This is a genomic window from Acinetobacter sp. A1, from assembly GCF_012371315.1.
GTDB lineage: Bacteria > Pseudomonadota > Gammaproteobacteria > Pseudomonadales > Moraxellaceae > Acinetobacter.
Genome location: NZ_JAAZQY010000004.1, coordinates 95827 through 122771, shown reverse-complemented (window position 1 = coordinate 122771; position 26945 = coordinate 95827). Strand labels below are relative to the sequence as shown.

The following is a 26945-nucleotide window of genomic DNA, read 5'->3' as shown; positions in this document are numbered from 1 at the left end:
TTGCTCCTTAACCGTAGAATTTTTTGTTGTTAGCAGCCATGTCACGCAACATTTGTGGCGCTTCATAAGCTTTTCCTAAGTGTGCATATTTGTCGCAAAGCGCAACGTATTCAGCAACACCTGTTTGGTCGATGTAACGGCATGGACCACCGCGGAATGGAGGGAAACCTACACCCATAATCATCGCCATATCTGCTTCAGATGGTGTTGCCACAATGTTGTCTTCTAAGCAACGAACAGTTTCGTTACAGAAAGCCAGCATCATACGGTCAATGATTTCTTGTGCATCAAATTCACGTTTTTCAGCAGTTGCAACAGATGCCACAAGCTCGTATGCAGTTGGATCAACCACTTTGGCTTTTTTACCTTTGCGGTCCAATTCATATTTGTAGAAACCAACGTCATTCTTTTGACCAAGACGTTTGTTTTCGTACATGACTTGGATTGAGCCTTTATAGTCAGGCTTCATGCGGTCAGGGAAACCTTCAGCCATAACTTCTGCACCGTGAACGCCCGTGTCAATACCGACCACGTCCATTAAGTATGCAGGGCCCATTGGCCAGCCGAATTTTTCCATGACTTTGTCGACTTGTTGGAAGTCTGCGCCATCTTTAAGTAATAAGTCGAATGCACCGAAGTAAGGGAACAATACGCGGTTCACCAAGAAGCCTGGGCAGTCGTTTACAACAATTGGTGTTTTACCCATTTTTTGAGCAAGAACAACAGTGGTAGCAATCGCTTCAGCAGAAGTTTTTTCACCACGGATTACTTCAACCAATGGCATCATGTGCACTGGGTTAAAGAAGTGCATACCGACGAAGTTTTCAGGACGCTCTAGGTTTTCAGCCAAACGCGTGATTGAAATGGTCGATGTATTCGATGCAATAATCGTGTTTTCACGTACTTTAGATTCAGTTTCTTTCAGTACAATGCCTTTGATTTTTGGATTTTCCGTCACAGCTTCAATCACGATATCCACTTCTTTAAACTCGTCGTAGCTTAAAGTTGGGCGGATGCGTGCCAAAGTTTCACCCATTTTTGCAGGGGTTAACTTTTTACGTTCAACTTGTTTGGTCAATAAGCCATTGGCTTCTTTCATACCCAAAGCAAGTTGAGGATTACCAATGTCTTTCATGATGATTGGTGTACCTTTGCTTGCCGCTTGGTAAGCAATACCACCACCCATGATACCTGCGCCTAGCACAGCCGCTTGGTTGACAGGGTGTGCACCTTTTTCATATTTCTTAGAAGTTTTCTTCACCACTTGGTCGTTGATGAATAAACCAATCAACGCACCTGCTTGTGGTGTTACAGCCGCTTTAGCAAAGCCTTCAGCTTCAGCTTTAAGTGCTTCGTTACGTGGTAAACTTGCACCGGCTTGTAAAGAATCAAGCATCAATTTTGGCGCAGGGTATTGTGCAGGGTTTGCTTTTGCCAGTACCGCACCTTTTGCTGTGTTGAACGCCATCATTTGTTCAAGTGGGTTCAATTTAACTGGGTCTAATTTTTCCTGACGCTTTGCTTTCCAGTCCAAACGACCTGCAATGGCTTGTTTAACCAAGTCAAGCGCAGCATCTTGCAATTTGTCTGCAGCAACTACGGCATCTACAGCACCATCTTTGAGTGCAGCATCTGGACGTTTAGGGTTCGCCATTGCCATCCATTCAACGGCATTGTCGATACCAATAACGCGGCTTAAACGTACCGTACCACCAAAGCCTGGGAAAATACCCAGTTTAATTTCTGGTAAGCCCACTTGTGCTTGGTCAGACATTACACGGTAGTCACATACCAAACACATTTCAAAGCCACCGCCCAATGCCATACCATTGATCGCAGCAACTTTAGGAATGTCTAAATCTTCAAAAGCATTGAAGATGTCGTGAACAGGCAATGCCCAATCCACAATGGCTTGTTCGCCTTGAGCGAAGTTTGCACCAAATTCGGTGATGTCTGCACCTACGATGAAGGTCGATTTAGCTGAAGTGACAATTAAACCTTTTACTTCGCTGTTTGCTTTAACAGCTTCAATCGCAGCTTTAAAGTCTTCAATCGTTGCACGGTTAAATTTGTTGACCGACTCACCTTGTAAGTCAAAGCGGAATTCTGCAATTCCGTCCGAAAGCATTTGGACGGTAATGGCATTGCCAGCGTGGATCATGCCTGATCTCCTTTATTTTGGAGGACTTCTAAGTTGATGTTATGAAGCGTGTGCGATAGTCCTGCACACATATATGCCTCGCTAATCTTACGATAACTATATCGAAAAAAAATATAGCAAGTTGTATCAAGCCGTGACGCAAGGGTCATGATTTTTATCGCAGCATTGAATTGCTTTTTGACCTAATTTTAAAACTGTTTTTTTAAAGTTCTATGAAAGTGTTTGTTTTCTATTTTATTTTTAATTTTGAACAGTTGCAGGTGAATCCTTGAAAAGCTTAAAAATAATACAGTATTGCGATGCTATTTTCGGCAGAAAAGTCAATTCACGGTAATTCCAGCAAAACTTTGAGCAGTATCTGTAGAAAAAATTAGCAGCTGCAATGCTGTGTTCTATTTTTGGACATGACCGCTTGCGGCAAATTGGCTAAAATATTCGGCATTTTAAATTTTGAGTTGTGTTCAACAACTTTGGTTGTTCTATGTTGAAGTGGATTATTTTGGCGATTTTTATCGCTTCAGCGTTGTATATTCAACAGCGTGGTAAGGTGCGTCATAGTTTTTATCGTCAGTTCTTTGACCATTCTACGATTTTGGCACCGATTAACTATTTAATGTATCTGTTTTCAAAAGTGCCGAATCGACCGTATATCGACACGCAGTACTTTCAAGATTTAAAAGTACTGGATGAAAATTGGGAAATGATTCGTGATGAAGCCAAGGCTCTGTATGAGCAGGGTGGCATTAAAGCCTCAAGTACCTACGATGACTTGGGTTTTAACTCATTCTTTAAAACAGGCTGGAAGCGTTTTTATTTAAAATGGTATGACTCGGCACACCCATCTGCAGCAGAATTATGCCCAAAAACCACAGCTTTATTAAAAACCTTGCCAAGTATTAAAGCAGCCATGTTTACCGAGCTTGCACCCGACAGTCGCTTGGTGCGTCATCGTGACCCGTACGCAGGTTCGTTACGTTATCATTTGGGACTGATGACACCAAATGATGAGCGCTGCTTTATTGATGTAGATGGTGAGCGCTATTCATGGCGTGATGGTGAAAGTGTGGTGTTTGATGAAACCTATATTCACTATGCCGAAAATGGCACTGATCAAAACCGTATTATTTTCTTTGCCGATGTTGAGCGTCCGTTAAAATCACGCTTGATGCAAAAGTTTAATCACTGGTTTGGTAAGAATGTCATGACTGCAGCCAGTTCTCCGAATGAAGCAGGTGACCAAACGGGCGGCTTAAATAAAGTCTTTGGTTATGTTTACCAAGTACGATTAAAAGCCAAAGCCTTAAAGGCCAGAAATAGCCGTCTGTATTACTTCCTAAAATGGTTTTTGATGTTAGGTATTTTCTTCCTGATTTTTATTCGTCCTTATCTGTTTTAAATCATCACAACGCCTTTCGGGGCGTTTTTTTATGGCATTTTTCCATAATTTCAGTTTCAGGCTTCAATTTCACGCTGCTTTTATGTATAGAATGAAGCAACTTAGGGGAAAATTTATGCAAACGTTTCGTTCTAAAAAAGATTGGTGGGTCTTGGCCTTTGTGATTTGTATGTCAGGCTTATTAATTCAATTATTGCTGACCATGTATGCCAAAGGCACGATGCCTGCATTTCCAGTACATACGGGGGTATATATCATCACAATTTTTGTGTTGTGGTGGCCTATTTTTAATACTCGCTATCAGGTCGATGCAGAACGCTTGCAGATTCGCTGTATGTTTTTAAAGTGGGATATTCCACGTGCCAATATTCAGAAAATATCTAAAACCAATAATTCTGTGGCATCACCCGCCTTATCTTTAAAACGTTTAAAAATTGATTATGTGCAAGCAGGGCAGCCAAAATTTGTATTGGTTTCACCTAAAGATCAAGCCAAGTTTAGTCAGGCATTGGGCATAGAAATTACTGACTAATCTGCAAAATTTGAAAGCATCGCCCATACATATCACGGCATATAAGTGTCAAAGCATTGAGGATGAGCATTATCATCCTCAACCAAAGATCAATCTATTTGAATGTGTAATGCGCCTGCATTGCAATCCAGACATAGCTCTGTCCGTTCAGGATAGCTTAAAAAATACAACGCTAAAATAGGTTCTAGCTCGGTACGGATTTTGCGCCCCAAATGCCGAGCGCCGTAACGAATATCATGCCCTTGATAAAAATATGCTTTGGCAGCAGCCGTCAGCTGAACTTGGCGCTGTTGATGTTGCAGGCGACGGTTTAATTTTTCCAACTCAATTTCAACCAGTTGTGGCAAAGCATCGGCAGATACAGCCTGATAATGCAAACTGCGGTCAATTCGATTTAAAAATTCAGGGTCAAATCTGCGTTGCATGACTTTTTCAATGATCCGTTGAGTTGGCATGCGTGTTAGGCACAGTTGCTGTAATTTTTGCGGCAACAAATTTAGTTTATCCAAGTATTGCTGTGCCGCCTGTGCCCCCACATTGCTGGTCATAAAAATCATGCAATTGCGAAAGTCGATGGTTTTGGTGCCTGCAGTTAGGGTCAGTTTGCCTGTATCTAACACATTCATTAAGCCACGAAGCACTTCAGTTGAAGCTTTTTCCAGCTCATCAAATAGCATAATGCCTGGACGGGTATGTGAGCCTGCAATGGCAGTTTCGTCAAATAAACTGTGTCCTTCTTTGGAGCCGACATAACCGGGTGGTGCACCTGTCAGTGCTGCAGCATAATGTTCCTGCGCCAAGGTATTCATATCGATACGGCAGAAAGCATCGGGACGGCCGTAAATGGCTTCGGCTATCAGGCGTACTGTTTCAGTTTTTCCCACACCTGTTGGGCCAAGCATTAAGGTCACAGAAAGTGGTCGTTCTGTACTGGAAAAATCGGCCTTGACCACATACAGCATTTTTTCAATTTCATTCAGTGTAGCATCTTGTCCAATAATCCGCTGACGCAACAACTGCATGACGTGTGCAGGTTCAAAATGAAAGCGTGGTTGACCAATCAGGCGATCTTTTTCAGAGTTGTGTAGATTAGGACGGGTGGGTTTGGAGGTTGCGGGTTGAATGATATGTAGGCCGTGTTGCGTGGTCGTCATCCTGCACCTTTATTTTGCTGACAAGATGCCTGAGCATAGCAAACCTTGAGTTGTGAACTAATCGCTTTTAGCACTGAGCTGATTGTTTTTGTGGATAGATCCTGCAATCTGCTACAGGATAAAGCTTGAAAAAGTCAGCTGAAGCATCACATCATGTAGACAATGCAGCGATTATAGGATGACTCGTGAACCCAAACGCACGTGAGCATATTGAGAAAATTTTGGCAAACATGACCCAGTTGCCTGGCGTGTACCGTATGTTGGGTAAAGACGGAGAGTTGTTGTATGTGGGCAAAGCCAAAAACTTAAAAAATCGTGTGTCGAGTTATTTTATTAAGACCATTGAGCATCCGAAAACACAAGCCTTGGTTGCACGTATTTATGATATTGAAACTTTGGTGGTGCGTTCGGAAACTGAGGCCTTATTGCTTGAACAAAATCTGATTAAGCTGCATCGCCCACCGTACAATATTATGCTGCGTGATGATAAGTCTTATGTTTACATTTTTGTCTCGGCAGATCAGCCATACCCACGTATTGCCAGTGGACGTGGCAAAGGCAAGCATCAGGTCGGGAAATTCTTTGGGCCTTATCCGAGTGCCTATAATGCCCGTGATACTTTGGTGGTGTTACAAAAGTTGTTTAATGTGCGGCAGTGCGAAAACAGTTATTTTGCCCAGCGGCAGCGCCCATGTTTGCAATATCAGATCAAGCGATGTTCGGCGCCGTGTGTGGGACTGATTTCACCCGAAGAATATAAAGAAGATGTCAATAATTCGATACGTTTTTTACAGGGCGACAGTAAAGAGCTGAATCAGCAATTGATTAGCAAAATGGAAGCCGCTGCCGAAGCATTGGAGTTTGAAAAAGCGGTCTTTTACCGTGACCGTATGGCATTGCTACGTGATGTGCAGGCACAGCAAGCCATTTATAAGCTCAAAGGTGAGGCCGATATTATTGCCATTGCACATCAGGCAGGGGTGACCTGCGTGCAAATTATGCATGTACGAAATGGCAAAATGCTGGGTGGGAAAAGTTATTTTCCAGACATGCTAGGTGATGATTTAGGGCAAATGCTGGCCGACTTTATTGCCAACTTTTACTTTCAGGTGGCCGATGAAATTCCTGCTGAATTGATTGTGAATGTGGATGTAGCAGATTGCAAAGAGTTAGAACAAGCCTTACAGCAACACTTCGATAAAAAAGTCCAGATTAAGCATAAGGTGCGTGAAACCCGTGCCGAGTGGCAAGAGCTGGCAGAAATGAATGTGCAGCATGCCATTAAAGGTAAATTGGCCAATCACTTTGAATTAAACGAGCGTTTTTATCAGCTTGAGCAAGTGGTTGGCCGGCCTATTGATCGGATTGAATGTTTTGATATTTCACACACTATGGGCGAAGACACAGTGGCATCTTGTGTGGTGTTTGACAGTGGTGGCATTCGCAAACGTGATTATCGACAATTTTCCATTCAGGATATTCAGGCGGGAGATGATTATGCCGCCATGCGTCAAGCGCTGACTCGTCGTTATAAAAAAGCCATGTTGCCCGATTTATTGCTGATTGATGGCGGCAAAGGGCAGTTGAATATGGCGATGGAAGTCATGCAGGAATTAGGGCTAGATGCCTTTATGATAGGGGTGTCTAAAGGTGAAGGACGTAAACCCGGGTTAGAAACCCTGCATTTTACCGATGGCAATAAAATTCAGTTGCCTGAAGACCATAAAGCCTTGCATCTGATTCAGCAGGTACGTGATGAAGCACACCGTTTTGCGATTACCAAACACCGTGCCAAACGTGATAAAAAGCGTGGTTCATCGGTACTAGAAGTGATTCCGGGTTTAGGGCCAAAACGTCGTCGTGATTTGCTCACGCATTTTGGTGGCATCCAAGGGGTACTTAAAGCCTCTGAAAAAGAGCTGACCTTAGTGCCAGGACTGGGCGAGGTGATGGCACGTACTATTTATAAAGTGCTGCATGAGTGATGGTTTTATCCATAAAAGCAGTATTTCTGCAAAGGTAAATAGCAAAAAAGCGCATTGACTCTGCCGTCATTGAACATTCACATCCAATCGAAACGCTGTAATATCGACAACATCATCGCTTAAGGAAAAACCATGTCGTTGCTACAGACCTATCAGGCCATTGCCGAACAAGAATGGATCGATATTCCGCAGGGTTGGTTACAAGGACGCACCATTTATGGTGGGTTGGTGGCAGGCTTGATGATGCAAAAAGCTCAGTATTGTATTGCTGATCCTGAAAAGCGCTTACTCAGTAGCAGCGTGACTTTTGTTGGACCTGTACAACAAGGTCGGGCACGTCTTACAGCTGAAATTCTGCGGCAGGGTAAGTCAGTCACTAGCATTGAGGTGCGTTTGTGGCAGGATGATGCCGTACAAAGCATTTTGATTGCCAGTTTTGGCGTAGCACGTGAATCTAGTATTGTGGTGCAGCAAGAACGTACTGCACCAAACTTTGCACCTGTCAGTGAATTACCCGTCACGCAGCATCACCCCCTAGCACCTGAGTGTTTTCAGCAAATGGATTTGGTCTGGGCAGAAGGGCAATATCCATTCAGTGCCAGCCATAAACCTGATTTTGCAGGGTGGATGCGCTTTAAGCCTGAACAGCACAGCAATCGCGCCATGAATATTGCAGATTTAATGGTGGCATTTGATATGTGGCCACCTGGGGTATTGCCGATGTTTAGTCAACTTGCACCTGCCAGCTCTTTGACGTGGCATGTAACCTATGTCAATCCTTTGCAAAATCAGTTACATGACTGGATGAAATATAAAGTATTTACCGATCATGCCAGTCATGGTTATGCCACCGAATACGCACACCTTTGGGATGAGCAGAATCGTTTGATTGCAATTGCCCGACAGACCATCACCGTGTTTGCCTAGTGACACATTCTGCCATTTCGTATAAAGTGAAGCCTATTCACGATGACAAATCCTCAAAAAACTTGTGAATGAACAGCGTATAGAGGGGAAACATTGGCGGTGTCTATGACAACAGGTCGTATCCTGAACATTCCAAATATATTAACTTTGGCTCGAATCGCCTTGATTCCTGTATTTTTGTTGGTGGCTTATTGGCCGCCTGCAATGGGCGTAAATGGTTACGATGGCGGTATGACACGTCATATTCTGCTGACTTCTATTTTTGTGATCGCTGCTGTTACAGATTGGTTTGATGGCTATTTGGCACGTTCTTTAAATCAGACTTCTGCATTTGGGCGTTTCCTAGACCCTGTAGCAGATAAACTGATGGTGGCTGCGGCATTGATTGTGTTGGTGCAATGGCAACCCACTATTTCTATGGCTTTTGCTGCGATTGTAATTATTTCTCGTGAAATTACTGTATCTGCATTGCGTGAGTGGATGGCCGAATTGGGCGCACGTACAAGTGTGGCCGTGTCTACTGTAGGTAAATACAAAACTGCATTTCAAATGATTGCAATTTCAGTATTTTTATTGAACTGGCAACCTTTAGAAATGTTGGCGTATTTACTGCTTTATACCGCTGTGATTTTAACGCTTTGGTCGATGTTTATTTACTTAAAAGCCGCTTGGCCTTATTTGAAACAGCCTTAAAGCAGGCTTTACACAGAGCTTCCTCATAAAAAAGTGCTTCTATCCTGAAGCACTTTTTATTAGCTATGAGTTTCTTCTTCGGCATCGTCTTCAAAGGTTTTGGCAATTTTTTCAATATTTAAGCTCTTTGCCATCGCATCAAAAATTTCTTTATAGACCCCATTTTGATGATAAAGCGTGTCATGTTCACCATGTTCTGCAATTCTGCCCTCCTTCATGACATAGGTGTAATCGGCATCAATAATTTGCGATAAGCTGTGTGAAATGATGATAACCGTACGTCCCTGTTTGATTTCATCCAGACTTTGCTTGATTTGTTCAGTTGCAATAGCGTCCAGACTTGCAGTGGGTTCATCTAAAAAAATAATTGGCGGATTTTTAAGGAACATTCGAGCCAAGGCAATCCGTTGTTGCTGACCACCAGAAAGCATCAGGGCATCTGCATCATAAGTCTGTGGCAATTGTAAAATTTGTTCGTGAATAGAGGCTTTTTTGGCAGCCTGCATAACATCTTCTAAACTGGCATCGGTTTTACCATAACGAATATTTTCAAAAATAGAGCCTTGGAAAATATGATTCTTTTGTAAGACCAAGCCAATATGATCACGTAAATACTGGGTGTCGATCTGTTGTATGTCTATTCCATCGAGTTGAATCGTACCATTTTGCGGTTCATAGAATTTATCTAATAAACTGATCAGGGTCGATTTTCCCGCCCCAGACAAGCCCACCAAAGCAGTAATTTTATTGGGCTGTATCTGCATCTGAATATCTTTTAATGCATGATGTCCATTGGGGTAAAAAAAGTTAATGTTTTTGAGGTCAAACTGCCCACGAATGACAGGCTTTTGTGTACCACTTGGCTCAATTTCATCATCGGCTTCCAGAATTTGGAAGAAGCTTTCTGAATAGATCATGGCGTCATTCACTTCATCATAAATACGATGCAATGAACGGATTGGGGCAGAAACATTGCTAAACAGCAACACGTGATACATGATCATGCCGATGCTCATTTGCCCATCCAAGACAAAATAAGCCGTTAAAATAATGATCAGCACCACCCCAATTTGTTCAATAAAGCTTTTGAGACCATCAAATAAAAAACTGGTTTGGCGGGTTTGCATTTGGTTATGCGTGAGTGTTTTTTGCAGCGTGAGCTGTTTTTCTGCCTCTATACTTTCTCGGTTAAAGGATTTGATTACGGTAATCGAGTTAATGATGCTGAGAATCCCTTGGCTTTTTTTCTCACGTCCATCACGCAAATTACGTCGCCAACTGCCTAACTTTTGCGCTTGCAGATAGGTCAGCCAAAAATAAATCGGAACAATAATCGTGGCGACTAAACCTACATACATATTGGCATAGTACATCAAGCCTAAGGCCACGAATGCACTGGTAAATAGCGGTAAAATATCAATAAAGAAAATTTGGACTAAGCGGGTGAGTGAGCCAATCCCTCGGTCTATACGTGTTTGTAATTTGCCTGCTTGGTTGTTGTCTTGATTAAAAAAAGCCAAACGGTAACGTAAAAACTTTTCAATAATGCCTTGAGCTAAATCTTGTGAGACAAAAATGCGTAGTTTTTCACCGTAAAACTTCTGCCCAAATTGCACAAAGGCATTGATGATTTCTTTGCCCAGTAAAATTGCTGAAATGGTGATTAAGATATGCCAGCCTGCCGCAAGTCCTTGTCCTGCTTCAATTAAGGCATTAATGCTATCGACTGCATATTGTAAAGTGAGTGCATTGACTTGGGCGGTGAATGAGCCAATTAAGGTCAAAATCAGGGTTGCGACCACCAACATTCGGTAGGGACGAACAAAGGGACGTAATTTCTGAAACAAATTCCATAAATTCATAAGCTGTTATTTTTATAAGCAGGTTTGCTTTAAGTCTAAGGATGAAGCCATCTACTCACAAGCCAAGATCCTGTATCATTTTGTGTGCAATCTTTCGTTTAACTTTTCAGTTAGATGCTAAACAAAGCTAATTACTGGAATTGCCATGAATCTGGAATTGTTTGCACCTGAACGATGTGACAATGTGTTGCCTTACGATGGTATTGTTCAGGATTATGGCGTAGTGCTAAGTGCAGAGCATAGCGCACGTTATTTGGAATATTTTTTACAGCATTTGGCATGGCAAGCCGATGAAGGCCTGCTATTTGGTCAGTATTATCGGACACAGCGCCAAGTGGCATGGTATGGCGATGAACAGTATCAATATCGGTATCCGGGTGCTTTAAAGCAAGCTCATGTTTGGCAACCTGCTTTGTGGCGACTAAAACAGCAAGTTGAGCGTTGGGTGGGGCATCCCTTTAATTCGTGTTTGGCAAATTTATATCAAGATGGTACGCAGGGCTTGGGGTGGCATAGTGACGATGAGCCAAATTTAGGAAAAAATGCCGTTATTGCTTCATTGAGTTTTGGCGCAACCCGTAAGTTCAGTTTTAAGCATAAACGTACGGCAAATAAAGTGGAGCTTTTATTGCAGAGTGGTCAGTTGCTGGTGATGCGAGGACAAACACAGCAGCATTGGAAACATGCTTTAATTAAATCGAGTAAAATTTTACAACCCAGAATGAATCTCACTTTTCGTTATTTTCATAGCATTTCTAAATAAGATCATCCTTAGATTAAAATTTTGCCACGCTATTCCTAGTTCACATCTAGGCTTAAATCTGTATTCAGAGTTTCAACCTGTTTTTCAATTTGTTGGGCATTATCCTGCAAAATTTCAATCAACTTTTGCAAATTCACAAATTCAAAACGGTTTTTTGAAGCCAGCAACGTTAAGGCATAAGGTGCGTCTTTAGATGAAAAGCGAATCGGGACAGACAAACCTGCAATTTCTGCACTCAGTTCGCCGTTCGAAAAATAATAGCCTTGTTTTTTAATTTTGCGCATCTGTTGCAAAAAGTCGTCTTCATTCTGTGCAAAGTTGACCTGTGCCAATTCAGCAGAAAAACGCTGGTAATAGTCTAAAATTTTTTGCTTGGGCAAGTGCGCCATAATAATTTTAGGGGATGAGCCAACATAGACAGGACGTGGACAACCACGACCATACGAGAGTAATGGTGTGTCTTTGAAAATTTCATGGTGCACATCAATACACGAATCTTGATTGAGCTGGGTCAGCAAACAGCAAAACTCGGTGCGTTCTGCAATTTTTTTCATAAACGGTGTGCTGATGGTGACCAATGGGTCTGTGGTGCGGGAAATATAATCTAATACCGCAATTTTGGGCCCAAGGGTGTAATCCCCAGATGTACCACTCATGCGTTGCAGTAGTTCTGCAGACACCAATTCTTTTAAATAGCGATAACTGGTGGGCTTAGATAAACCGAGTTCTGCACTAATGGTATCGACATTAATCACAGGACGAGAGGTCGAAAATAAGTCTAAGACCGTGAGAATCTTGCCAAAGCTAGACAGTGCCATGCGGATTTACTCATTCACACCAAAAGAATGATGTTACTTTATATCAAAAAATAGCCGAACAAATAGACTTTTTACAGATGGCTTTAGCCATTCCAGCGATCAATGCTGTTTTGGGACTAGCCTTTAAGGATTGATTGCCTGCGGATCGCGATACCAGCTTTCAATCAACAAGGCTGCAGCAATACTATCTGCCGCTAATTTTTTGCCCCGACCTTGTGCTTGATAGTGTTCAAGTTCATCACGTGCTTCACGTGTGGTCAGACGCTCATCGACCATAAACGTTTGAATATTAGTTTGGTGACGCAGACGTTTGGCAAACTTTCGTGCACGGGTAGATAGCTCAGACTCGCTATCATCCATATTTAAAGGCAGACCCACCAAAAATAAGTTGGGTTGATGTTGTTGCACAATTTTAAGCAGGGCATCCCATTGCGGAATGCCATCTTTCATCGGGAACAGAGCCAAAGGGCTGGCACTTTCAATCAGAGATTGCCCCACCGCCATGCCCATTTTTTGTGTACCAAAATCAAAGGCCATAATGCTCTGTGCTGATGATGTTTCAGGCATGACCAATCTCTGAAGATAACCAAGTGCGGTCTACGCCCATTTTCCGATAGGCAGCATCCCAGCGGTCGTCATAGGGTAAATTAAAAATCAAGTCCATGTCCGATTCGCAAATTAGCCAGTCGCCTCGCGCAATTTCCTGTTCAAGTTGTTGTTTGCCCCAACTGGCATAGCCTAGCGCAATTTGATAGCGACCTACGCCTTCGTTGTGGGCAATCGCATCTAAAATATCTTTAGAGGTGGTAATACAGACGTTTTCACCCACTGCAATAGATGAATGCCAAGTTGGCTGACCAGTGTGTAAAACAAAACCTGCCTCAGGTCGCAATGGGCCACCTTGTAAAACTTCGTGAGGATGCACATTATCGGCGTCTATATCTAAATCATTCAGTAATTCCTTGATCTGAATGCCAGAAGGACGGTTGATAATAATGCCTTGCGCACCATCTTCATCATGACGAGCCAAATAAATAACGGTATTTGCAAAAAAATCGTCATTCATATCGGGCGGGGCAATGAGACAGCGATGCGTCAGATATTGTTTGGTCACCTAAGCAATTCTCCTTAAAAACAGTTGCTTCTAGAAAAAACCTATTCCTTTAGGGTACACGTTACTTGAGCTTTGCGATTTCACCAAGCTCTTTTTGTGACAGAGTTGGTTTTTTAAGCCTGTTGAAACTTCAACTGACGTAATTGTTTGGCATGTTGCAAGGTGGTATCGCTAATTTCAACACCACCCGTCATGCGTGCCAGTTCTAAAATACGTTCGTCTTCTTCTAATTCAACTATGGTGCTGCTGGCAGGGTCAGTTTGACGCTTTTTCACCAAAAGATGTTGATCGGATTGTGCTGCCACTTGTGCCTGATGGGTAATACATAAAATCTGTACATGTTGTGCCAAACCTGCCAATAAACGCCCGACAATTTCCGCAGTACCACCACTGATGCCGACATCAATCTCATCAAAAACCAAGACTTCGGCTTCGGTTTTTTCGGCATTCATGACTTGCATCACCAAGGCAATACGCGATAACTCACCACCAGAAGCTACACGTGCTAAGGGTTGAGCTGGAATACCTTTATTGGCGGTAAATAGCAATTGAATAAAGCTTAAGCCTTCGGCGGAAACTTGCTCCAGAGGTTCAAATTTAAATTCAAAATGTGCCTCAGGCAGTGCCAATTGTTTGACTTGCTCAGTCAGTTGTTTGGCCAATGGAGCGGCTGCCTCACGACGAATATCATCTAAATGCTGAGCTTTGGCTAAAAAGTCCTGATGCGCCACTTCAACTTGTTCTGCCAAAGTTTCAGGGTCTTCCAATTCATGCAGTGCAGTGAGTTCGGCTTGCCATGCTTCGTATTCCTGTTTAAGCAATTCAGGTTGAGTACGATACTTGCGTGCTAAACGATGGAAAACCTCAAGTTTCTGATTGAGTTCTTCCATACGCTCTGGGTCAAAACTTTGACGGTCAATAAATTGGCGCAAGTTTGCGGTTGCATCATCCAATTCACTTTGCGCATTGAGCAGTGAATTATAGATTTCAGACAGTTGCTCACTTCGCCCTGCATGTGATTCCAAACGTCGAATAATAGATGCAATTTCTTGGGTGATATTCGGTTCAGCTTCATCTAGTGCATTTAGGCTGTAACTACAATCTTGCATGATATGTTCATGGTGGCTTAGACGATCAAATTCTTGTTCAATCTCTTTGTAATCTAATTGCACCAAGTCTTCGAGTTCTTCCAACTGTAAATTCAGCGTTTCCATGCGTTGTTTACGGGTGGCTTGCGCATCCAGTGCGGCTTGATGCTGACGAATATTTTTTTGCCAAGTGCTATAGGCATCACGTACCGCTTGAGCGGGTGCGTAAAAATTATAATAACGATCGAGCCAATGCTTTGGATAAGGCGGCTCAAGCAATTGTTGTTGGCTATGCTGACTATACAATTGTACCAGCAAGCGCCCAATTTCTTTCAGCTCTGCCAAACTGCTTGGACGACCATTAATCCAAGCCTTGCTGCGTCCTGTGGCAAAAATCACACGTCGTAAATGGATTTCTCCGGACTCGTCTGCTAACTCATGTTCTTTGAGCCATAGTGCTTCGGGGCTGTGTTCCTGATAGCTAAAGCTGGCAGTTACATCAGCCTTATCTGCACCAAAACGTACATAATTGGTATCGGTACGTTCACCTAAACAGGCAGAAAGCGCATCTAAAAGTAAGGATTTACCTGCACCAGTTTCCCCAGTTAGGACGTTAAACCCAGTTTCAATATCCAAGGCTAGGTGATCGGCAAGGGCAAAGTTAATCAGTGTTAAGTGAGTCAGCATAAACGCATCCAAGCTGCGAAAAGTGGCAGTTAAAAAGAGTCAAGTTTTTTGATATGCCACATTGCGGCTGTTATTTTCAATCAAAGCATCTTCGAGTCTATTTAATTCTAGCTTAAATTACAGCGCAAACAACAAAAAATGCAGCAAAGTCCAGATCATTTCATCTTATGGTCATTGAATCAGGGCATGCTTTACTTGGGGAGTTTTAAGTGCAGTTTGAGCGGGGAAGATGTGCCTGTCTAGGCAGAATGGGTGAACTACTTCACATTCAGCTTTAGCACTTTAGTCGCGGGAGCTTGGTGCATATTTGTGGATAGGAGCGGCAAGACCTTAGACAGCATGTATAGCGTGCTCTGCATTGTCTGGGGGATGGTCAACTTTACGCTAGCCCCTTTGTAAACACAGATTGATTAGTTCTGAGGACAGAATTAAACTACATCAGTCAAAAATATAAAAACGCGTTACCTGGAGATTACGCATGTCAGCTCAGTTTGATCATGTATCAGTTGTAAAAAAATCGAATGTCTATTTTGGTGGGCTATGCATCAGTCATACTGTGCAGTTTGAAGACGGCACCAAAAAAACATTAGGGGTGATTTTACCGACCGAACAAGCCTTAACTTTTGAAACGCATGTGCCTGAACGCATGGAAATTATTTCTGGTGAATGTCGTGTGAAAATTGCAGACAGCGAAGAAAGTGAATTGTTCCGTGCAGGTCAGTCATTCTATGTGCAAGGTAGCAGCCGCTTTACCATCGAAACTGACGATGTTTTAGATTACGTGTGTCATTTCGAAGGTTAATCAAGAGTAGGGTATTTTACATTCTCAACACAGTTTGCCTGTCAAATAATCAGAGAAATTGAGTTAAGAAATTTTCCCCTGAATCGGTTAAACTAGCTCTATTGAAATCCTGTAAAGTCAGCTTTGCAGGATTTTTCGTTTTCGCTGTTTTATTGGTGCATTAATTTAGAGGTCGTTCATGGCAAAACCTGAATATTATTATGGCGTTCACTCGGTGGAGTCATTATTGGAGCTTGAGCCAGAGCGTGTTTTAACTCTATTTACCTTAAAAGGGCGTGATGATCAGCGTTTGCAAAAAATTCTGGAACTGGCAGAGCCATTTGGCATTAGTGTGCAAAAAGCCAGTCGTGACAGTTTAGAAAAATTAGCAGGTCTACCTTTTCACCAAGGGGTGGTGGCGGCAGTACGCCCACATCCAAGCTTGAATGAAAAAGACTTAGATAGTTTGCTGCTAGCGGACGCTCAGCCATTACTTTTAGCGCTCGATCAAGTGACTGATCCACATAATTTAGGCGCCTGTATTCGTACGGCTGCCGCAATGGGCGTTGCTGCAGTGATTGTGCCACGCGATCGTTCTGCAAGTTTGACCCCAACTGCACGCAAAGTGGCTGCGGGTGGTGCAGAAAAAGTCAAATTTATTCAAGTCACCAATTTGGCCCGTACTTTGGCTCATTTGAAACAAGAGTTTAATGTGCGTGTGGTGGGTACCATGTTGGATGAAAAAGCCTTACCAATTCAGCAGTTCGATTTTACCGGTACTGCGGTATGTGTGGTGATGGGAGCAGAAGATACAGGTTTACGCCCAATAACCCAGTCACAATGCGATCAAACCGTATTTATTCCTATGGCAGGCAATTTGCAAAGTTTAAATGTCAGTGTTGCAACGGGAATGGCACTTTATGAAGCCTGTCGCCAGCGCCAAGCCTAAGTACAGATGCTGGATTTTTTATTGGATTGATGCTTTAACATAGTGATTCATTTATCTCCCCAAAAGCAGGGCTATGCCTTGGTATTGGTCACCATGTGTATTTGGGGTGGTTTTACCTTAACCGCACGGCTAAATGCACAATGGCAGATCAGTGCTTGGGATATTACTGCCTTACGTTTTGCCTTGGCTTTTTGTATTTTAATGCCGATCTTAATCTGGAAAAAAGATACGGCATTTTTATGGAAAAAACAGCCATTTATTTTGGCAATGATTGGTGGGGTGGGTTATTGCCTGACCGCCTATAGTGCATTTCATTATGTCCCTGCCGCACATGCCGCTATCTTTCTGAATGGTTGTATTCCTGTCTGTACAGCTATTGCCGCTTGGGTGTTGTTCCGTATTCCATTTGATCGACATACTTGGATCAGCATTGCGATTATGCTTACCGCAATTGCCAGTATGAGTGTGTTGATGTATCAAGAAACAGGTGTCGCATTCGGTTTGGGGGATGGCTTGTTTTTCATCAGTGCGATCTGGTGGGGCATCTTTACTGTTTTACTTAGACAATGGAAGCTCTCAGCATGGCATGCCATGGCAGGTGTAGCAATCTGGTCGGCAATCGTTTATGTGCCAATCTACCTCCTGTTTTTCCCAAAACAACTTGGCGCACCCGAACCCATGCATTTATTGCTACAAACCATTTTTCATGGTGTATTCGTCGTGATTATTGCCACCTTAACGTATGTTGAAGCAATTAAGCGTTTAGGTGCATTTAAAGCGGGTAGTGTTGTGACTTTGGCGCCATTTATTGCCGCCATTCTTGCAGTACCGTTGTTGGGTGAGCCTCTGAGCCTGGCAATTTTGTGTGGTTTATTGGGGATGGGGATTGGCGCGTTGCAACCTTGGCGTTGGTGGGCTAGACCTGATAGCTTAAAAGCACAACTAGAGCAGCAAAAAACACACACAGATTAGTGTGAGGATTGATTGGCTCGAGTTAAATACTGTTGGTGTAATACCTCCAGTTTGCTATACAAATGATCTAAATGCCCATCATTCAGCACAATATCATTGGCCAAGCGCTGTTTTTCAGCACGTGGCATTTGTGCCTGAATAATTTTATGAATTTGTTCAACCGTTTGACCATCTCGTTGAGATGCTCGATGAATTTGTAATGCTTCGGTCGCATCAATGAGTAAAGTGTGTTGCGTCAGTTGATGTTGATTGGTTTCAAAGAGCAATGGTGAAACTAAAATCACATATGGGCTGTTGGCCTGCTGCAATTGCTGAATAATTGACTCACGAATTGCAGGATGAGTAATTTTTTCCAAGGCTTGGCGGGCGCTCGGTTCTTTGAAAATATGTTCACGTAAGGCACGGCGGTCAAGTTCGCCATTTTCAAGTAAAACCCAGTCACCAAATTGTTGTTGAATTTGGGTCAGTGCGGGTTGTCCTTTTTGTACCACTTCTCGTGCGACAACATCAGCATCGACCACGTGAATGCCTTGGGTCTCAAACCATGCACTGGCTGCAGATTTACCGCTGCCAATTCCTCCCGTTAGACCCAAAACAAAACGCATGTGCTGTCCTTATTGTCCTAAATAAACTTTCATGATTTGCTCGCCCCATAAAAAGGCAATCCAGCCTGCAATTGCAATATAAGGGCCAAATGCAAAAGGTTGGTTCTCTTTACGGATTTTTAGCAGAATAATGCCAATAATAGCGCCAACCAAAGAAGATAAAAGCACAATCAGCGGCAACATCATTGGACCCATCCAAGCGCCTAAGGCTGCAAGGAGTTTAAAGTCGCCATAGCCCATGCCTTCTTTGCCTGTAATAATTTTAAACAGGTAATACACTACCCATAAGCATAAGAAACCAATGACATAACCCCAAATAGCAGAGGTAGGTGAGGTGTAGATGGCATAACTGTTGATCGCTAAACCCAATGCAGCCAAAGGCAGGGTATAGCGATCTGGCAAGAGTTGAGTGTCGAAATCAATAAAGGTGAGGGCAATTAAGATATAGGTCAGTAGCAAGCCGAACAGCATTTGCACAGTTGGACCAAATACTGTAACCACAATCAACGCACAAACTGCGGTTAAAACTTCAATCAGTGGATATCGCGCACTGATAGGGTTTTGACAGTGCCCACATTTGCCACGTAAAACTAACCAGCTCAGGACAGGAATATTTTGATACCAACGAATAGGCGTATGACATTTAGGGCAAGTCGAGGCAGGTTTGCTTAGCGTGATTTTGCTTTCATCAATAATAGCTTGTTCTGGATGTAACAGCATTTGGCAGTCTGTACGCCATTCCTGCTCCATCATTTTGGGTGTGCGGTAAATGACCACATTCAAAAAACTGCCAATACATAAACTAAAAAGTCCAACTGCGATATACAAAGCAGTTGGATTTTGAATGAAATACGCGATTAATTCTTGCATTAAACCACAGAACCCATTTGGAAGATTGGAAGGTACATGGCCACAACCAAACCACCGACTAAAATACCTAACACAGACATAATCAGAGGTTCCATCATCGAGGTTAAACCATCTACTGCGTTATCTACTTCGTTTTCATAGTGGGTTGCGACTTTATCTAACATGGCATCGAGTGCACCAGACTCTTCACCAATCGCCACCATTTGCACGGCCATCGCTGGGAATTTATTGGTAACGCGCATGGCGAATTGTAGTTGCTGACCTGTGGCGACATCTTCACGAATTTTCATGACCGCTTCTTCATAGACCACGTTGTTGGTTGCACCTGCAGTTGATTCCAAAGCATCAATTAATGGTACACCCGCAGCGAAGGTCGTGGCTAAGGTACGGCTATAACGTGCAATAATGGCTTTATAGACCAAATCACCAAAAATAGGTGCTTTGAGTGCAGCTTTGTCCAAGAAATCACGGAATTTTTTACTCCGTTTTTTAGCTTCGAGGAAACCTGCAATAATGACACCAATTACAATAATCAGCAGGAACCAATATTTCTGCATCCATTGTGACATGTTTACCACCATTTTAGTGAAGGCAGGTAAGTCTGCACCAAAAGAGCTAAACAATTCTTCAAACACAGGAACAACTTTTACCATCAAAATAATGGTCACAATCACAGCCACTACAATGACCGTTGCAGGGTATTTCATGGCTTTTTTGATTTTTTGTTTTAACAATTCGCTCTTTTCTTTATAGATCGCAACACGATCTAGCATAGTTTCCAGCGCACCTGATTGTTCACCAGATTCCACTAAAGAGCAGAATAAGTTGTCAAAATATTGAGGATATTTACGCAATGCACCAGCAAAGGTATTCCCGCCTTCAACCTCGCCTTTAATGCCCAGTACCACTTCACGCATGGCAGGGTTTTCTAGACCTTCGGCAACAATTTCAAAGCTTTGTACCAAAGGCACACCTGCTTTCATCATCGTGGCAAGCTGACGCGTGAAAATCGTGATGTCGAGCGTTGACACCCGTTTTTTCATTAAGCCATCAAGAATATTCTTTTTCTTTTGGCGAATGGTCTTGATGGTAATTCCTTGTTTACGCAATGTGACTTTTGCCAAAGCCATATTACGCGCTGGAATTTCCCCTTTAAGCTTAGCCCCTTTGCGGTCAATCCCCTCATAAACGAAGGTGGGCATCATCTGTGCTTTTTTGACAGCCATGCGTATTTATCCTTATTTTAAATATTACATCTATTCACTGGTCACACGATTGACTTCTTGAAGTGAAGTCACCCCCTGCATGACCTTAAGTAACCCCGAGCGACGTAGATTGTTAAACCCCAATTTTGCTGATGCTTCAGCAATTTGGATGGCATTGCCATCCTCCATAATAAGTTTGGAAATTTCTGGTGTGACTTTCATCACTTCATAAATACCGACACGTCCTTTGTAGCCTTCACGACATTCAGCACAGCCAACTGGTTGGTAGACCTGAAACTCTGGATTGTTCAAGTCGGCTTCTGTAAAACCCATTTCCAATAAGCTTTGTTTTGGAATATCTGACGGTGTTTTGCAATACGAGCATAGGCGTCGAGCCAGACGCTGTGCAATCACCATATTGACTGAAGTCGCAATGTTAAAGGATGGTACTCCCATGTTGCGTAAACGGGTTAAAGTTTCTGGTGCACTGTTGGTATGCAGTGTTGACATCACCATGTGACCCGTTTGTGCTGCTTTAATTGCAATTTCTGCTGTTTCTAAGTCACGAATCTCACCCACCATAACAATGTCAGGGTCTTGACGTAAGAATGATTTCAGCGCTGCAGCAAAGGTCAGACCAACTTTATTGTTGACGTTAACCTGATTGATCCCTTCAAGGTTAATTTCCACAGGGTCTTCGGCAGTGGAAATGTTGGTGTCTTCTCGGTTTAGAATGTTTAAACCTGTATAGAGCGATACCGTTTTACCCGAACCTGTTGGACCTGTGATCAGTAACATACCTTGCGGTTTGTCCAGAGCTTCCATAAACAAAGCTTTTTGTTCAGGCTCATAACCCAAGGCATCAATCCCAAGCATGGCGCTAGATGGATCTAAAATACGCAGTACAATTTTTTCACCGAACAAGGTTGGCAAGGAGTTAACACGGAAGTCGATGGATTTATTCTTAGACAGTTTAAGTTTAATACGACCATCTTGCGGCACACGTTTTTCAGAAATATCCATTTGCGACATGACTTTCAAGCGTGATGCCATACGATTGGCTAACTGTAATGGTGGATTGGCAATTTGACGTAACACCCCATCGACACGGTAACGCACGCGATAGGTTTTTTCATAGGGTTCAAAGTGTAAGTCCGAGGCACCCATACGAATCGCATCAATCAGTAATTTATTGATGTATTTGACGATAGGGGATTCATCGCCCTGTGGCTCATCTTCTGTGGCTTGTTCTTGTTCGTTGTCGCCTTCGTCAAAGTTGAGTTCAAAGTCATCATCTTCAAACTCAAAAGCAGATTCACCTGCGAAGTTCTGCTCAATCAGTTTGGCCAGTTTGTCATGTTCAACCACAATTGCTTCAACATTCATTTTACTGTTGAAACGAATCGCATCCATCGCTTCGATATTGGTTGGGTTACTGGTCGCAACGTAAAGTAAATTATTACGTTTAAAAATAGGCAGTAGGCAATATTTGCTGAACAGCTTTTCATCGATGCCTTCACGCACAATCAAAGCGGAATCATAGACACCTAAGTCAAAAATAGGTTCACCAAATTCATTGGAAATTTTTTCAGCAATCAGCAAAGGTGAAATATTCAGGTTCTGAATGAGATAGGGAACAATGTCAATTTTTTCTTTTTGTGCAGAGGCAATCGCAGTTTGCATGTTTTCAGCAGAAACGAGCCCATCTTCGACCAAACGCCGAATAAAACCTGTGAATCTAGGTGTAGCTTGTTGTACTGACATTCCCCAACGTCCTCAAATTTAAGATTGTTTATAATTGGTATCGTAAAATTATACTTTTGTTGCATAAAAATACCATATCTGAAAGTGCTGTCACCACCTAAGTATCGCTTAAAAGCATGAACCAGTTACATTAATCTGTTAAAAAAATTGTAAGTCTTGCCCTGAAAAGATACTTCATGCTGAGCTTTGATGCAAAGCTTGCACAAAAAACTCAGCAGAAATGTGATTTGCGTGTAGAATGTGCGCGATTAAATGAATTGTTTTTGTAGGTTATTCTATGTCGGCTACGACGATTAAGCCTTGGGTGGTTGGCAATTGGAAGATGAATCCGATGCATGCCGACGCTCAGCAACTTATTTCTGAATTTAAAACATTATTACAAGAAAGTCCTGTAGATGCTGAAAAGTGTCATTTGGGTGTTGCCCCTGTAACGTTGGCATTAGCGCAAACGCAGGAGGCATTGGCTGATGCAGTGCGTCCTGTTTATACCGTAGCGCAAGACCTTTCACGTATTGCAGGCTTGGGGGCTTACACAGGTGAGGTGAGTGCAGAATTACTTAAAGATAGCCAGGTTGAATATGTGTTGGTCGGACATTCTGAACGCCGCGAGCTGTTTGCAGAAACACCAGCCATTTTGAATGAAAAAGTAAAAAATGCCTTGCAGGCGGGGTTGACTGTTATTTACTGCGTTGGCGAAAGTTTGGAACAGCGTGAAAATGGTCAGGCAGAGCAGGTGGTATTACAGCAAATTTGTGATATCGCTGCAGTGGTTGAAGCAGAACAATGGCAGAAAATTGTAATTGCTTATGAGCCAATTTGGGCTATTGGTACGGGTAAAACAGCATCTCCTGAAGATGCTCAAGCCATGCATGCTAAAATTCGTGAAGGTTTAAGCCAAATAACTAGTTTTGCCGTGACTTTACCGATTTTATATGGTGGTAGTGTAAAACCAGAAAATGCCGTAGAGTTAGCAGCTTGCCCAGACATTAATGGTGCCTTGGTGGGTGGTGCATCACTGAATGCAGCATCGTTCCATCACATTGCACAAGCCTTTGCAAATACACAATAATGAGGAGTTCAGCATGCAAACATTTGTGCTGGTAGTACATATTATCTTGGCCATTTTAATGATTGGACTAATTTTGGTTCAACATGGTAAAGGTGCAGATGCGGGCGCTTCTTTTGGTGGCGGTGGTGCTGCAACTGTATTTGGTGCTTCGGGTTCGGGTAACTTCTTGACCCGTTTGACCGCAATTTTAACGGCATTATTTTTTGCCACCAGTTTAACTTTGGCTGTCTTTGCCAAGAAACAAACGACAGGTGCATATAGTTTGCAGACCGTACAAAATACTGTACCAGCACAACCTGTATCGCCTGAAACTTCACCAACTGCGCCTAAAAGCGCTGAATAATTTTATTTAGCACTTTCTTTTTGCGCATGATGCGACTAGAATGCGTCACAGCTGCGGTGGTGGTGGAATTGGTAGACACGCTACCTTGAGGTGGTAGTGCTTTCGGGCGTGGGGGTTCAAGTCCCCCCTTCCGCACCAACTTGTAATCCAGAACATAAGTTGGTGTGAGCAGCAAATCTGTTGATGCGGGATGGAGCAGTCTGGTAGCTCGTCGGGCTCATAACCCGAAGGTCGTTGGTTCAAATCCAGCTCCCGCTACCATTTTTAATGGTTTGGTATTGCTATTCATAAAATGAGATGCTCGCTTGTCGGACTTAGCTTTTTATAACTTAGCGGAGGTGGTTTTGTTTAATCCGAGCTCCCGTTACCAATCAAATCTTAAGTTTAATTGCAAATAAACTTAGGCAACTTAATTTAAAGTTGAGATGAATTTTTGCATATTGTTGCGGGATGGAGCAGTCTGGTAGCTCGTCGGGCTCATAACCCGAAGGTCGTTGGTTCAAATCCAGCTCCCGCTACCAAAATTTAAAGTAGTAAGGTTTAGTTGTAAAGTGTTGTAGCTCGTCGGGCTCAGCTTTTATAACTTGGCGAAGGTTGTTGGTTCAAATCCAGCTCCCGCTACCAAGATTTAAAAGTGTAATAAGCCTTAAGCTTGTTAGACTTAACTGATTAAGGTGCAACTTAGTCAGGCAAAGATGCTAAGTTTGATTGAAAACTTATTCATTTTTGTATATAATTTTTGCACGTTGATGCGGGATGGAGCAGTCTGGTAGCTCGTCGGGCTCATAACCCGAAGGTCGTTGGTTCAAATCCAGCTCCCGCTACCATTTTTGAAAGTATGGTAACGCTATTAATTAATAAGTCACTACTCAAGCATGACTTTAAATATTTAGCGAAGATACTTGGTTCAGACCCAGTTTCCATTACCAAATTTCTTAAGAGGCTCACAACAAGGTGGGCCTTTTTGCACAGTGGACATTGGTTTTGCTGTGTAAGAATAGGGGCGATTACGCCCTTTTTTATTGGCTATCGTGTAGTGTCGATACAAGCCGTGCGCGGCCTAAAGTCAAAGTGTCATGTTTCACTACTACTATAGTTTGTATGAATGTGTAGTGGTCAAATAAGACCATTGAACCGCAGCAGAATGACGAGAGTAAATGAAGCTATCAAATAAAACTCAAGCACTTCAGGACTTAATTGCGCCAGCAGTGCAAGCATGTGATGTGGATCTTTGGGGAATCGAATTTATTCCACAAGGTAAGCGTTCTTTATTGCGTATTTATATCGACAAAGCGGTCGATGAAAATGCTGAACCTGTCTTAAATGAAGATGGTGAGTTAGAGCAAGGCCGTGGTATTGGTGTGCAAGACTGCGTGCGTGTGACTCAGCAAGTCGGCGCAATGTTGGATGTGCATGACCCAATTTCAGGTGAATATGCACTTGAAGTATCCTCTCCTGGTTGGGATCGTCCGTTTTTCCAACTTGAGCAGTTGCCTGCTTATATTGGGCAAACTGTCGCGTTACGTTTGATCAGTGCTGTAGATAACCGTCGTAAATTTCAAGCGAAATTGGTTGCGGTAGATCTAGAAAATGAAACCATTCAGGTTGAAGTTGAAAAGCAGCAAGTATTGGAGATTGATAGTCACAATATTGATAAAGCAAACCTGATCTACCAAGATTAATCAAATTAATAAGAATCTGAACGAATAGGTGACTTATGGCACGTGAAATTCTTACCGTCGTTGAAACGGTTAGTAACGAAAAAGGTGTAAGTCGTGAGGCAATTTTTGAGGCGCTTGAACAGGCTCTTGTTGCTGCGACGAAAAAGAAATTCTACGAAGGCACAAACTCAGAAGAAGCACGTTTGCGTGTGGAAATTGATCGTAAAACAGGTGACTACCGCACTTTCCGTCAATGGGAAGTTGTGGCAGATGAAGATCATGAAATGCCTGCATGCCAAGATGCGATTTCTGATCTAGACCCTGCACAATGGTCAATTGGTGATATTCGCGAACTTGAGGTTGAGTCGATTGACTTCGGTCGTATTGCAGCACAAATCGCTAAACAAGTGATTGTGCAAAAAATTCGTGAAGCAGAACGTGCATTGGTTGCAGATGCTTATGAAGCCAAAGTAGGCGAGCTGATTTACGGTGAAGTGAAAAAGCAAACCAAAGATGGTTTTATTATTGATTTAGGTGACAACGCAGAAGCGTATTTGGCGCGTGAAGAAATGATTGCCAAAGAAATTTTGCGTCCTAAGCAACGTGTGAATGCAATTTTGTACAACGTAAACCGTGAAGGTCGTGGTGCACAATTATTGTTGTCACGTGCTAAGCCTGAAATGCTGATTGCTTTGATGAAGAAAGAAATTCCAGAAATTTCTGAAGAAATCATCGAAATTAAAGCAGCAGCGCGTCAGCCGGGTGTACGTGCAAAAATTGCCGTAAAAACCAACGACCATCGTATTGACCCTGTAGGTGCATGTATTGGTATGCGTGGTACACGTATCCAAGCAGTACAACAAGAGTTGAATGGTGAGCGTATTGACGTCGTGGTATGGTCTGATGATCCAGCTCAATATATTGCCAGCGCTTTAGAGCCTGCCGATGTATCGGGTATTGTGATTGATGAAGAAGAACGTACGGCTGACATTATTTTTGCAACCAGTGATCAGTTAGCACGTGCAATTGGTTCACAAGGTCAAAACGTACGTTTAGCGTCTGAACTTACAGGTTATAAGCTGAATATGATGCTTGAAGAAGAGTATCACGCACGTCAGCAAAACGAAGCACAACAGTACTTAGATTTATTTGTTTCACGTTTAGACATTGCTGAAGACTTGGCAATGGCTTTGGTTGAAATGGGCTTCACTTCATTAGAAGAAATTGCGTATGTTCCTGCGGAAACATTTGACGAAATTGATTTAGATGAAGAAATCGTTGAAATGCTACAAAGCCGTGCCAAAGAAGTGGCATTGGCAGATGCATTGCAACAGCAAGAAAATATTCAAGATCCGAGTGACGAACTTCTGGCAATGGAAGGCATGACACAAGAGATCGCTTATGCGCTTGCCGCTCGTGGTGTCATCACAGTTGATGATTTAGCTGACCAAGCAACTGACGATATCGAAGATATTGAAGGTTTAGGTTCAGATAAAGCGGGTCAATTGATTATGAAAGCGCGCGAATCATGGTTTAACTAGGAGGT

Annotated in this window: 24 protein-coding genes and 4 tRNA genes; 17 read left to right on the top strand and 11 right to left on the bottom strand. The window is 42.7% G+C overall.

Going from position 1 to position 26945, the window contains the following annotated elements:
- Nucleotides 1-7: 7 nt before the first annotated feature.
- Nucleotides 8-2161 carry a fatty acid oxidation complex subunit alpha FadB gene (fadB, locus tag HHA41_RS02800; protein WP_168417602.1) on the bottom strand — a complete coding sequence of 718 codons (2154 nt, stop codon included), beginning with the start codon at nucleotides 2159-2161 and terminating at the stop codon, nucleotides 8-10.
- 481 nt (nucleotides 2162-2642) lie between these two features.
- On the opposite strand from fadB, the gene lpxO reads away from it, so the two are divergent.
- Both lpxO and HHA41_RS02790 read left to right on the top strand, forming a co-directional pair.
- The gene (gene lpxO / locus HHA41_RS02795; RefSeq protein WP_168417601.1) at nucleotides 2643-3557 is read left to right on the top strand and encodes a lipid A hydroxylase LpxO; all 915 of its coding nucleotides are present in this window, start codon (nucleotides 2643-2645) and stop codon (nucleotides 3555-3557) included.
- 115 nt (nucleotides 3558-3672) lie between these two features.
- Nucleotides 3673-4089, top strand: a complete 417-nt coding sequence (locus tag HHA41_RS02790) for a PH domain-containing protein (RefSeq protein ID WP_168417600.1) — start codon at nucleotides 3673-3675, stop codon at nucleotides 4087-4089.
- A gap of 89 nt (nucleotides 4090-4178) precedes the next feature.
- On the opposite strand, the gene HHA41_RS02785 is transcribed toward HHA41_RS02790, so the two are convergent.
- The gene (locus HHA41_RS02785) at nucleotides 4179-5243 is read right to left on the bottom strand and encodes an AAA family ATPase (protein ID WP_168417599.1); all 1065 of its coding nucleotides are present in this window, start codon (nucleotides 5241-5243) and stop codon (nucleotides 4179-4181) included.
- 185 nt (nucleotides 5244-5428) lie between these two features.
- Here HHA41_RS02785 and uvrC point away from each other — a divergent pair, with 185 nt between their 5' ends.
- The 3 genes from uvrC (at nucleotide 5429) to pgsA (ending at nucleotide 8848) form a co-directional block, all read left to right on the top strand.
- Nucleotides 5429-7228, top strand: coding sequence for an excinuclease ABC subunit UvrC (gene uvrC, locus HHA41_RS02780; protein ID WP_168460423.1), 1800 nt, complete (start codon nucleotides 5429-5431; stop codon nucleotides 7226-7228).
- A 132-nt stretch (nucleotides 7229-7360) separates the two neighbouring features.
- On the top strand, nucleotides 7361-8155 hold the full coding sequence (locus HHA41_RS02775; RefSeq protein ID WP_168460421.1) for a thioesterase family protein: 795 nt from the start codon (nucleotides 7361-7363) through the stop codon (nucleotides 8153-8155).
- 105 nt (nucleotides 8156-8260) lie between these two features.
- The gene (gene pgsA / locus HHA41_RS02770) at nucleotides 8261-8848 is read left to right on the top strand and encodes a CDP-diacylglycerol--glycerol-3-phosphate 3-phosphatidyltransferase (RefSeq protein WP_168460419.1); all 588 of its coding nucleotides are present in this window, start codon (nucleotides 8261-8263) and stop codon (nucleotides 8846-8848) included.
- A gap of 59 nt (nucleotides 8849-8907) precedes the next feature.
- Here pgsA and HHA41_RS02765 read toward each other — a convergent pair whose 3' ends face one another.
- Nucleotides 8908-10710 carry an ABC transporter ATP-binding protein gene (locus HHA41_RS02765; RefSeq protein WP_168417595.1) on the bottom strand — a complete coding sequence of 601 codons (1803 nt, stop codon included), beginning with the start codon at nucleotides 10708-10710 and terminating at the stop codon, nucleotides 8908-8910.
- A 145-nt stretch (nucleotides 10711-10855) separates the two neighbouring features.
- On the opposite strand from HHA41_RS02765, the gene HHA41_RS02760 reads away from it, so the two are divergent.
- On the top strand, nucleotides 10856-11473 hold the full coding sequence (locus HHA41_RS02760; protein ID WP_168460417.1) for an alpha-ketoglutarate-dependent dioxygenase AlkB: 618 nt from the start codon (nucleotides 10856-10858) through the stop codon (nucleotides 11471-11473).
- 35 nt (nucleotides 11474-11508) lie between these two features.
- Here the strand turns inward: HHA41_RS02760 and HHA41_RS02755 are convergent, their stop codons facing one another.
- From HHA41_RS02755 to recN, 4 genes are all read right to left on the bottom strand, one after another.
- Nucleotides 11509-12291: an IclR family transcriptional regulator C-terminal domain-containing protein gene (locus HHA41_RS02755; protein ID WP_168417593.1), complete on the bottom strand. Its 783-nt coding sequence runs from the start codon at nucleotides 12289-12291 to the stop codon at nucleotides 11509-11511.
- Between the two features lie 123 nt (nucleotides 12292-12414).
- Nucleotides 12415-12858, bottom strand: a complete 444-nt coding sequence (gene ruvX / locus HHA41_RS02750; RefSeq protein WP_168417592.1) for a Holliday junction resolvase RuvX — start codon at nucleotides 12856-12858, stop codon at nucleotides 12415-12417.
- Nucleotides 12851-13405: a YqgE/AlgH family protein gene (locus tag HHA41_RS02745; RefSeq protein WP_168417591.1), complete on the bottom strand. Its 555-nt coding sequence runs from the start codon at nucleotides 13403-13405 to the stop codon at nucleotides 12851-12853. The genes ruvX and HHA41_RS02745 overlap by 8 nt, the downstream gene beginning before the upstream one ends.
- Nucleotides 13406-13518: 113 nt before the next feature.
- Complete coding sequence (gene recN, locus HHA41_RS02740) at nucleotides 13519-15180, bottom strand: DNA repair protein RecN (RefSeq protein WP_168417590.1); 1662 nt, start codon at nucleotides 15178-15180, stop codon at nucleotides 13519-13521.
- Nucleotides 15181-15658: 478 nt separating this feature from the next.
- Between recN and HHA41_RS02735 the strand changes: the two genes are divergently transcribed.
- The 3 genes from HHA41_RS02735 to HHA41_RS02725 all read left to right on the top strand — a co-directional run bounded on the left by HHA41_RS02735 (nucleotide 15659) and on the right by HHA41_RS02725 (nucleotide 17882).
- Complete coding sequence (locus tag HHA41_RS02735; protein ID WP_168417589.1) at nucleotides 15659-15982, top strand: pyrimidine/purine nucleoside phosphorylase; 324 nt, start codon at nucleotides 15659-15661, stop codon at nucleotides 15980-15982.
- Nucleotides 15983-16160: 178 nt separating this feature from the next.
- Entirely contained in the window at nucleotides 16161-16910 is a 750-nt protein-coding gene (rlmB, locus tag HHA41_RS02730; RefSeq protein WP_168417588.1) for a 23S rRNA (guanosine(2251)-2'-O)-methyltransferase RlmB, read from the top strand.
- Nucleotides 16911-16952: 42 nt separating this feature from the next.
- Nucleotides 16953-17882 carry a DMT family transporter gene (locus tag HHA41_RS02725; protein WP_168417587.1) on the top strand — a complete coding sequence of 310 codons (930 nt, stop codon included), beginning with the start codon at nucleotides 16953-16955 and terminating at the stop codon, nucleotides 17880-17882.
- Here HHA41_RS02725 and coaE read toward each other — a convergent pair.
- The 4 genes from coaE to pilB are packed head-to-tail and all read right to left on the bottom strand — an operon-like array spanning nucleotide 17879 to nucleotide 22326.
- Nucleotides 17879-18487 carry a dephospho-CoA kinase gene (gene coaE, locus HHA41_RS02720; protein ID WP_168417586.1) on the bottom strand — a complete coding sequence of 203 codons (609 nt, stop codon included), beginning with the start codon at nucleotides 18485-18487 and terminating at the stop codon, nucleotides 17879-17881. The genes HHA41_RS02725 and coaE overlap by 4 nt on opposite strands.
- Nucleotides 18488-18496: 9 nt before the next feature.
- A complete protein-coding gene (locus HHA41_RS13185; protein ID WP_168417585.1) occupies nucleotides 18497-19357 on the bottom strand; it encodes an A24 family peptidase in 861 nt (286 codons plus the stop codon).
- Nucleotides 19357-20583 carry a type II secretion system F family protein gene (locus HHA41_RS02710; protein ID WP_168417584.1) on the bottom strand — a complete coding sequence of 409 codons (1227 nt, stop codon included), beginning with the start codon at nucleotides 20581-20583 and terminating at the stop codon, nucleotides 19357-19359. Before HHA41_RS02710 ends, HHA41_RS13185 begins: the two co-directional genes overlap by 1 nt.
- Nucleotides 20584-20613: 30 nt before the next feature.
- Nucleotides 20614-22326, bottom strand: coding sequence for a type IV-A pilus assembly ATPase PilB (gene pilB, locus HHA41_RS02705; protein ID WP_168417583.1), 1713 nt, complete (start codon nucleotides 22324-22326; stop codon nucleotides 20614-20616).
- A 277-nt stretch (nucleotides 22327-22603) separates the two neighbouring features.
- On the opposite strand from pilB, the gene tpiA reads away from it, so the two are divergent.
- The 8 genes from tpiA (at nucleotide 22604) to nusA (ending at nucleotide 26940) form a co-directional block, all read left to right on the top strand.
- Nucleotides 22604-23395, top strand: a complete 792-nt coding sequence (tpiA, locus tag HHA41_RS02700) for a triose-phosphate isomerase (RefSeq protein WP_168417582.1) — start codon at nucleotides 22604-22606, stop codon at nucleotides 23393-23395.
- A 13-nt stretch (nucleotides 23396-23408) separates the two neighbouring features.
- The gene (gene secG / locus HHA41_RS02695) at nucleotides 23409-23738 is read left to right on the top strand and encodes a preprotein translocase subunit SecG (RefSeq protein ID WP_168417581.1); all 330 of its coding nucleotides are present in this window, start codon (nucleotides 23409-23411) and stop codon (nucleotides 23736-23738) included.
- Nucleotides 23739-23791: 53 nt separating this feature from the next.
- Nucleotides 23792-23876, top strand: a tRNA-Leu gene (locus HHA41_RS02690).
- 46 nt (nucleotides 23877-23922) lie between these two features.
- Nucleotides 23923-23999, top strand: a tRNA-Met gene (locus HHA41_RS02685).
- A 183-nt stretch (nucleotides 24000-24182) separates the two neighbouring features.
- Nucleotides 24183-24259 (top strand) — tRNA-Met (locus HHA41_RS02680).
- A 229-nt stretch (nucleotides 24260-24488) separates the two neighbouring features.
- Nucleotides 24489-24565, top strand: a tRNA-Met gene (locus tag HHA41_RS02675).
- Between the two features lie 330 nt (nucleotides 24566-24895).
- Nucleotides 24896-25420 carry a ribosome maturation factor RimP gene (gene rimP, locus HHA41_RS02670; protein ID WP_168460415.1) on the top strand — a complete coding sequence of 175 codons (525 nt, stop codon included), beginning with the start codon at nucleotides 24896-24898 and terminating at the stop codon, nucleotides 25418-25420.
- Nucleotides 25421-25455: 35 nt separating this feature from the next.
- Nucleotides 25456-26940, top strand: coding sequence for a transcription termination factor NusA (gene nusA / locus HHA41_RS02665; protein ID WP_168417579.1), 1485 nt, complete (start codon nucleotides 25456-25458; stop codon nucleotides 26938-26940).
- Nucleotides 26941-26945: the final 5 nt, after the last annotated feature.